Genomic DNA, 7,976 nt, shown 5'->3' with positions numbered 1-7,976 from the left:
TCGTGGTCACCCGTCAGCGGTACGTCGTCCTCGTCGAGCGGGACGAGGACGGGAGTCCGCCGGAACTCCCCCACCAGGGTGGCGAACTCACGGCGTGCCCCGGTCACGCTCGCGTCGTCTTCCGGAGGGCTTTCAACGGGTGTCACGTGGGGCGATGCCGCCGTGCTCGCCGTCTCCGCCGTCGGTGGCCTCTCGGCCCGTGCCGCCTCCGCGTAGTCGGCCAGGCGGGATCGTCGTCCGTCGCCGGTCGTCCCGTCGGCTCCCCCGTGCTCAGCCATGCCCGAGATCATCACATTGCCACTTTGCTGACTGCAACGCGCACACCTGGTGCGAGGGCCGGGAGGGGTGGTCTTCGGCCATCCCCCGCACACCGAGGGTCACTTGGTCCGTACCTACCTCTTGACACCTCAATTGGTCTGGACCACCTTGTACGTCAACGCGGTGGCCACCGTAGGCAGTTCGTGAGTTCCTCCCCCTTCCTCCCCACTCCCCACCGGAGGCCCCAGTGGAGCCCGTACACAGACGGCGCGGACGACGACGGATGCGGGCCGGGTCCGCGGTCGGTGCCGTGGCCGCCGCTCTGGCGCTCACCGTCAGCGCCGTCGGCCAGGCGTCCGCGGCGGACGTCAACAACGCGAAGAACGCCGGTTTCGAGGCCGGCCTGAGTGACTGGACCTGCTCCGCGAACAGCGGGACGACCGTCGCCTCCCCCGCGCACGCCGGCACCGCCGCTCTCAAGGCGACGCCCGGCGGGCAGGACAACGCCCGGTGCGCGCAGACGGTCAAGGTGCAGCCCAACTCCACGTACACGCTCAGCGCGTGGGTCCAGGGCGGGTACTCCTATCTGGGCGTGACGGGCACCGGGACGACCGACGTGTCGACCTGGATCCCCGACTCGGCCTCCTGGAAGCAGCTGTCGACCAGCTTCAGGACCGGCGCTTCGACCACCTCCGTGTCCGTGTACACACACGGCTGGTACGGGCAGGCGGCGTACTACGCCGACGACGTGTCCGTGTACGGGCCCGACGGGGGCGGTGGCGGTCAGGAGCCCGGCCCGACCGTGCCGGCCGCCCCGGCCGGGCTCAGCGTCACCGGGACGTCGTCCTCCTCCGCCTCCCTGGCCTGGAACGCCGTCTCCGGCGCCACCGGCTACAACATCTACCGCGACGGTACGAAGGTGACGGCCGTGACCGGCACCTCGGCGACCGTGACCGGCCTCGCGGCCTCCACGTCGTACTCCTTCCAGGTCACCGCGACCAACGCGGCCGGCGAGTCGCCCAAGTCCGCGGCCGTGAACGCCCGCACGGCGGAGGCCGGCGGCGGGGGCGGCGGCGGTGACGTCGCCAAGCACGCCGTCACCGGGTACTGGCAGAACTTCAACAACGGCGCCGCCGTCCAGAAGATCTCCGACGTCTCCGCGCAGTACGACATCATCGCCGTGTCCTTCGCGGACGCCACGACGACGCCGGGCGCGGTGACCTTCAACCTCGACTCGGCCGGGCTGAACGGCTACACCGTCGACCAGTTCAAGGCCGACGTCCGCGCCAAGCAGGCGGCCGGGAAGAAGGTCATCATCTCCATCGGCGGCGAGAAGGGCACCGTCTCGGTGAACGACTCCGCCTCCGCGACCAACTTCGCCAACTCCGTCTACTCCCTCATGCAGACGTACGGCTTCGACGGCGTCGACATCGACCTGGAGAACGGGCTCAACCCGACGTACATGACGCAGGCCCTGCGCGCCCTGTCGGCGAAGGCCGGGCCGGGCATGGTCCTCACCATGGCGCCGCAGACCATCGACATGCAGTCGACGTCCGGCGGGTACTTCAAGACGGCGCTGAACGTGAAGGACATCCTCACCGTCGTCAACATGCAGTACTACAACAGCGGTTCCATGCTGGGCTGCGACGGCAAGGTGTACTCCCAGGGCACCGTCGACTTCCTCACCGCCCTGGCCTGCATCCAGTTGGAGGGCGGCCTCGACCCGTCCCAGGTCGGCCTCGGCCTGCCCGCCTCCACCCGCGCCGCCGGCGGCGGCTACGTGGCGCCGAGCGTCGTGAACAACGCCCTCGACTGCCTGACCAAGGGCACGAACTGCGGCACCTTCAAGCCGTCCAGGACGTACCCGTCCCTGCGGGGCGCCATGACCTGGTCCACCAACTGGGACGCGACGGCCGGCAACGCCTGGTCCAACGCGGTCGGCGCCCACGTGCACGCCCTGCCGTAGCCCGCTCGTCCGGCTCCGCGCCCGCCCCTGCCCACGTGACCGTGGGCAGGGGCGGTGTCGTGTCCGGCGTCGAGGGCGTCCGGTGGCCGGCCGCCAAGTCGTGTGAAACATTTCCGGCGCCCCACCGCATCAATGAGATGAAGGCAGTACCGGGCGAGCGCAGGGGGACGCGTCGTATGTGGCAGGGGCGGGCGGACGACTACGCCGAGTTCGCGGGGGCGCGGGCCGGGCATCTGTACCGGTCCGCGTGTCTGCTCACCGCCGGGGACACGCACCTGGCCGAGGACCTCGTGCAGGAGACCCTCGGACGGCTGTACGTGCGCTGGGGACGCGTGTCCCGGGCGGAGAACCCCGCCGCGTACGCGCAGACCGTGCTCACCCGGGCGTTCCTCGCCCACCAGCGGCGGCGCAGCAGCGGCGAGCGGGCGACGGACGTGTTCCCCGATCTGCCGGGCGCCGGCGACGGGGACGCGCCGCTGCGGCTGACCCTGCTGGCCGCGCTCGCCCGGCTGCCCGCCAAGGACCGGGCCGTCATCGTCCTGCGCTACTGGGAGGACCGGTCCGTCGAACAGACCGCCGATGTGCTCAACGTCAGTTCGGCGGCCGTGCGGACGCGGTGCTCGCGGGCGCTCGGCCGGCTGCGGGAGCTGCTGGGCGAGGACCTCGCGGAGTACGCCAGACCCTGACCGGCATCCCGAGACTCGCCTCTCACACTTCTCTTCTTCTCTCACCTTGTCGAAAGGGTGGTTCGCCATGTCCGAAAGCCAGCGCCCGACTCCCTTCGAGGACCGGCTCACCGCCGCTCTGCGCACCGCCGGCGACAGCTTCGACGCCGACCGGGCCGCACTGGCCGAAGGCGGCCAGACCCGTGGTCGCCGGGCCCGGCTGCGGCGGCGGGCCGGTGTGCTCGGCGGGGCGGCCGGGATCGCCCTGGTCGGAGTCGGCGGGGCGCTGCTGCTGCCCGGCGGCGGTCACTCCGCCGAGCCGCAGGGGACGTCAGCCGCGGCCCCGCCGAGCGCCACCGCCGCGAGCCCCGCACCGTCCGCCTCCTACTCCGCCGACGACCTCCTCCAGGCCCTCAAGAAGCTGCTGCCCGAGGGCGAGGTGAGCGAGGAGGACGCCCAGGGCCCCGGCCCGGGACTGCCGCCGTACGCCCACCTCGTGTTCGACGACGGCCGGGGCGCGGCGGCCGTCGGCATCAGTCTCGACCGGGTGGAGCCGGGCAGCCAGAGCGTCCGTGAGCTGACGACCTGCCCGGACAAGACGGTGGTCACCTACGACGACTGCACCAGCAGCCGGCTGCCCGACGGCTCGGTGCTCATGGTCTACCAGGGCTACGAGTATCCCGACCGGCGTGTGGACACCAAGTGGTGGTCGGCGGAGCTGGTCACGGCGCGGGGACAGCACGTGTCGGTGAGCGAGTGGAACGCGCCGGCGGAGAAGGACGCCGCGATCACGCGGGCACAGCCGCCGCTGTCGCCCGACCAGTTGAAGAAGGTCGCCACCGCCGGCGTGTGGCTCCCGATCGTGGACGCCATCCCCGAGGACCCCAAGGCGGCCGCCAGGGAGAAGGCGAAGGCGTCCGCGGCACCGAGCCGGGCGCCCGAGGCGTCGGGCGTGGCGATCGGCGAAACGCTGGCGTCGCTGCTGCCCGACGGGGTCGACGTCGTCTCGCGGGGCGAGGAGGAGACCGGATACGCCTACCTCGTCCTCGACGACGGCAAGGGACCCAGCCTCGTCCAGATCAACGTGCAGCCCGGCATGAGCGACGTCGCCGGCGAGCTCTACGGCTCCGCCGAGACCCGCCCCGACGGCACCCTGCTCGCCACCTCGCAGGGGCCCGGCGAGAAGGGCGGCTCCGGCGTCGTGATGTGGACCGCCGACACCCTGCGGCCCAGCGGCCTCCGCGTCGTCGTCAGCGCCTTCAACACCGGCGCCCAGAACGAGGACGCCACCCGTGACGCCCCCGCGCTGACCATGGAGCAGCTCCAGGAGATCGCGCTCAGTGAACAGTGGGAACGACTGGGCTGAGCCCGCTCGGGGGTGCTCAGAAGAAGTCCGCCCACGGCTGGTCCCAGATCTGCTTCACGCACAGCACCAGGAACAGCAGGCCGGCCACGGCGAGCATGCCGTTGCTCAGGGCGCCGTTGCGCCACTCGCGGGGTGTGCGGGCCGAGTTGAGGAGCCAGATCAGGGTGAGGGCGAGGAAGGGCATGAAGGCGGCGCCCAGGACGCCGTAGAGGATGATCAGGCGGAAGGGCTGGCCCTGGAAGAGCAGGACGATGGGCGGGAAGGTGAGCCAGAGCAGATAGGCGCGGAAGGCCCAGGAGCGTTCCCGGCGGCCCGACGCCAGTTCGTCGCCGCGCGCCTGCCGCTCGCCGCGTTGGCGGGCCAGGAAGTCGGCGAACATCAGGCTCACGCCGTGCCAGACGCCGATCAGCGAGGTGAAGGAGGTGGCGAAGAAGCCGATCAGGAAGAGCTTGCCGGTCGCGGTGCCGTACTCCTGCTCCAGGACGTCGCCGAGCTGGATCAGGCCCTTGTCGCCACTCGCGATGGCGATGTTCGCCGAGTGGAGGAGTTCGGCGCCGACGAAGAGCATGGCGACGACGAAGATGCCGGTGGTGGCGTAGGCGACGCGGTTGTCGAGGCGCATGACCTTCATCCAGCCGGTGTCGGTCCAGCCCTTGGCGTTGACCCAGTAGCCGTACGCGGCCAGCGTGATCGTGCCGCCGACGCCGCCGATCAGGCCGAGCGTGTTGAGGACGGAGTCCTTCTCGTCCGGCAGGACCGGCAGGAGGCCGGCGAAGGCGTCGCCGAGGTGGGGGGTGACCCGGATCGCCAGGTAGACGGTGACGACGAACATGACGCCCACCAGGACCGTCATGACCTTCTCGAAGACGGCGTACTTGTTGAACCAGACGAAGACCAGGCCGACCAGGCCGCAGGCCACGCCCCACCATTCGAGGTCCATCACGTGCGGGAACAGGGCTTGCAGCGGCAGGGCGCTGGACGACATCGCGGCGGCGCCGTAGACGAAGCCCCAGATCACGGCGTAGACCGCGAAGAACCAGGTCGTCCAGCGGCCGAGGCTCGCCCAGCCGTCGAAGAGCGTGCGGCCGGTGGCCAGGTGCCAGCGGCCGCACGCCTCCGCGAGGGAGATCTTCACCAGGCAGCCGATGATCGCGGCCCACAGCAGCGTGTAGCCGAAGTTGCTGCCCGCGATGAGGGTGGCCACGAGGTCGCCGGCGCCCACACCGGTCGCGGCGACGACGATGCCGGGGCCGATGTGGCGCCAACTGGACTTACGGGGAGCCGGGCCGGCCCCGGCTCCGAGTGGTGCACCCGTGTCCCTGGTGTTGCCCGTGGTGTCCGCCATGCGAGCCAAGGAAGCGGAAAGCGGCCGGTGGGGCAAGAGGGCGTGCGGGGATCTTCACGCCATTCGCTTACTCCGCGGTGGCCGACTCGGCCTTCTCGGGCTCCTCGGCCTTCTCAGGCTCCTCGGCCTTCTCAGGCTCCTCAGGCTCCTCGGGCTCCTCGGGCTTCTCAGGCGTCTCCGGCTCGCCTTCCTCGAAGTACGCGTCGAGGACCTCGTCCAGCGACGCCTCCCACTCCGGGAAGCGGCTGCGGGACGTGGCCTCGATCTCGATCGGGTACCAGCGGCGGTCCGGCGTGTGCACCGTGATGGTGAACCGCTTGCCGAAGCGTCCCGTCTCCGTCTCCACGGCGCCGATCTCGTCCCAGCGGAACTCGCACTCCTGGTCGTCCAGGGCCAGGCGTACGCCCTTGTGGTCGGCGACTATGCGGGCGCGGCGGTCCGACGCCTCGAAGACCGGCCCGTCGGGGACCTCTTCGGCGCCGGGCTCCGTCTCGGGTTCCTCGGCGGCAGCCGGGTCGTCGGCGGGCTCCGTGGCCGTCGGTGGCTTCTCCTCCTCCACCTCCTCCGGCTTCGCGTCCTCCGGCTCGCCGGACACGGGCGAGGTGAGCCCGGGGATGAAGGCCGGGTCGAAACCGGCGCCTTCCAGGGGCTTGCTGCTCGAACCTATGCGCTGCTCCACGGCGGAAGTATGGACGACTTTCCTGTGCCGGGAACAGCCGGACCACGGGTCACCACCGTTCCCGCACGTCACAGTTGTGCGTCGGACCCCGGTACGCGCGTCACTCGTCCATGAAGACGATCCGCCGCGTCCGCGCCCCGTCGCCGGGGACCGGCGTGACGGCGCCGCGGCCGGCCGGTACCGCGCGTTCGCGGCCCCAGGCGCGGATCTCCTCGATCTGCTCGGGGTTGCTCACGCTCAGCGGCCGGACGTCGGCGAAGGTGTCGAGGACGAAGGAGTCCTTGAGCGCCGCGACACCGCCGCGGATCAGGGCCTCCTCGCCCACGTCGTGCAGCGCGGCCTCGATGTCGGAGCCCGCGAAGCCCTCCGAGAGGTCGACGAGCCGGTTGATCAGCTCGGGCTCCGGCTCGGACTCCAGATAGCGCCGGAAGTAGATGCCGAGGATCTCCCGGCGGTCCTCGGCGTCGGGCAGGTCGACGAAGAACAGCTCGTCGAAGCGGCCCTTGCGCAGCAGCTCGGGCGGCAGGCTGCGGATGTCGTTGGCGGTGGCGACGACGAAGGCGCGGGACTGGGACTCCTGGAGCCAGTACAGGAACTGGCCGATGATGCGCTGCGGCACACCGGACGCGTCGTCGCGGCCGGCGAGGCCCTTCTCGATCTCGTCGATCCACAGGATGCAGGGCGCGACCCGGTCGGCCATGGCGAGCGCCTCGCGGAAGCGGCCCTCGGACTCGCCGAGGTACTTGCCGTGGATGCTGGCCATGTCGAGCCGGTACAGCGGGAGCCGCCACTCGTGGGCGATGGCCTTGGCGGACAGGGACTTGCCGCAGCCGGGGACACCGACGAGGAGGACGCCGCGGGGCGGGCGCAGGGCGGTCTGGCGGAGGTCGCGGGAGATCATGTCGTTCTTGCGGCGCAGCCAGGTGCGCAGGCCGACGAGGCCGCCGACGGCGTAGTCGCTGTCCTTGAGCTGGACGCGTTCGAGGCCGGTCAGATCGCTGAAGATGCGGTCCTTGGCCTGGGCGAGCCCGAGGACGTCCTCCCGGAGGATGGAGCCCTTGGCGGCGATGGTCGCCATCAGGTTGACGCACTCGGCCTCGGTGACGCCGCTGAGGAACTCGGCGGCGCGGCGGGCGTCCTCCTCGGTCCACTCGATCGGGATGTGGCCGTGGTGGTCGCCGAGGAAGCCGCTGAGGATGCCGTACATCTCCTCGGAGTCCGGCAGGTCGAGCTTGAGGCTCATGCCGAGCCGCTGGAGGCCGCTCCAGATGGGCGTGTCCGTGATGATCACGATGCTGCCCATGTTGCTGTCGGCGAGCCGGGCCAGCTCGGCGAAGTGCCGGGTGACCGGGGTGTCGGACTCGAGCTCGTCGGGGTCGACGAAGACGACGGTGGCGTTGGCGCGGCTGCCGAACTGGGTGGCGGCGAAGTCCATGGCGCCGGTGAGCGAGCGGTCGTCCTGGACGGAGGCGTTGGTCCGCAGGTCGCGCAGGCCGGTGGCGCGGGTGTAGATCCAGAACGGCATGTTGCTGCGCCGGGGCTGGGTGGCCGCCTCCCGCAGCAGCCGCAGGGCACGCTGCTGCTCGATGGTCCGCATGGCGATGACGGGGACGCGGGCGGAGATGTAGCTGTCGAGGTGGGTGAGGCTCTCGGCGTAGTTCGACATACGGGGTACGGCCTTCGGGGCGAGGTGGGCG

General features: G+C 71.1%; 6 protein-coding genes. 3 read left to right on the top strand and 3 right to left on the bottom strand.

The features are described from left to right. Nucleotides 1-541 precede the first annotated feature (541 nt). The 3 genes from GTW67_RS03640 (at nt 542) to GTW67_RS03630 (ending at nt 4,255) form a co-directional block, all read left to right on the top strand. The gene (locus GTW67_RS03640) at nt 542-2,224 is read left to right on the top strand and encodes a chitinase (RefSeq protein ID WP_161163341.1); all 1,683 of its coding nucleotides are present in this window, start codon (nt 542-544) and stop codon (nt 2,222-2,224) included. A gap of 176 nt (nt 2,225-2,400) precedes the next feature. Next, nucleotides 2,401-2,910, top strand: a complete 510-nt coding sequence (locus tag GTW67_RS03635; RefSeq protein WP_161163342.1) for a SigE family RNA polymerase sigma factor — start codon at nt 2,401-2,403, stop codon at nt 2,908-2,910. 67 nt (nt 2,911-2,977) lie between these two features. Beyond that, complete coding sequence (locus GTW67_RS03630) at nt 2,978-4,255, top strand: hypothetical protein (RefSeq protein ID WP_161163340.1); 1,278 nt, start codon at nt 2,978-2,980, stop codon at nt 4,253-4,255. A 16-nt stretch (nt 4,256-4,271) separates the two neighbouring features. On the opposite strand, the gene GTW67_RS03625 is transcribed toward GTW67_RS03630, so the two are convergent. From GTW67_RS03625 to GTW67_RS03615, 3 genes are all read right to left on the bottom strand, one after another. Beyond that, nucleotides 4,272-5,600, bottom strand: coding sequence for an Nramp family divalent metal transporter (locus GTW67_RS03625; protein ID WP_161163339.1), 1,329 nt, complete (start codon nt 5,598-5,600; stop codon nt 4,272-4,274). A gap of 67 nt (nt 5,601-5,667) precedes the next feature. Then, nucleotides 5,668-6,279 carry a hypothetical protein gene (locus tag GTW67_RS03620; protein ID WP_161163338.1) on the bottom strand — a complete coding sequence of 204 codons (612 nt, stop codon included), beginning with the start codon at nt 6,277-6,279 and terminating at the stop codon, nt 5,668-5,670. Between the two features lie 100 nt (nt 6,280-6,379). Further along, nucleotides 6,380-7,945, bottom strand: coding sequence for an AAA family ATPase (locus tag GTW67_RS03615; RefSeq protein ID WP_161163337.1), 1,566 nt, complete (start codon nt 7,943-7,945; stop codon nt 6,380-6,382). Nucleotides 7,946-7,976 lie beyond the last annotated feature (31 nt).

The organism is Streptomyces sp. SID5910 (genome assembly GCF_009862125.1).
Taxonomy (GTDB): Bacteria; Actinomycetota; Actinomycetes; order Streptomycetales; family Streptomycetaceae; genus Streptomyces.
The sequence above is the reverse complement of the archived record's forward strand: the minus strand, read 5'-3'. Positions and strand labels throughout refer to the sequence as shown.

What these genes read in the sequence shown, in the direction of transcription:
- GTW67_RS03640 (WP_161163341.1), top strand. Translation starts at nt 542, where the DNA reads ATGCGGGCCGGGTCCGCGGTCGGTGCCGTGGCCGCCGCTCTGGCGCTC.
- GTW67_RS03635 (WP_161163342.1), top strand. Translation starts at nt 2,401, where the DNA reads ATGTGGCAGGGGCGGGCGGACGACTACGCCGAGTTCGCGGGGGCGCGG.
- GTW67_RS03630 (WP_161163340.1), top strand. Translation starts at nt 2,978, where the DNA reads ATGTCCGAAAGCCAGCGCCCGACTCCCTTCGAGGACCGGCTCACCGCC.
- GTW67_RS03625 (WP_161163339.1), bottom strand. Translation starts at nt 5,600, where the DNA reads ATGGCGGACACCACGGGCAACACCAGGGACACGGGTGCACCACTCGGA.
- GTW67_RS03615 (WP_161163337.1), bottom strand. Translation starts at nt 7,945, where the DNA reads ATGTCGAACTACGCCGAGAGCCTCACCCACCTCGACAGCTACATCTCC.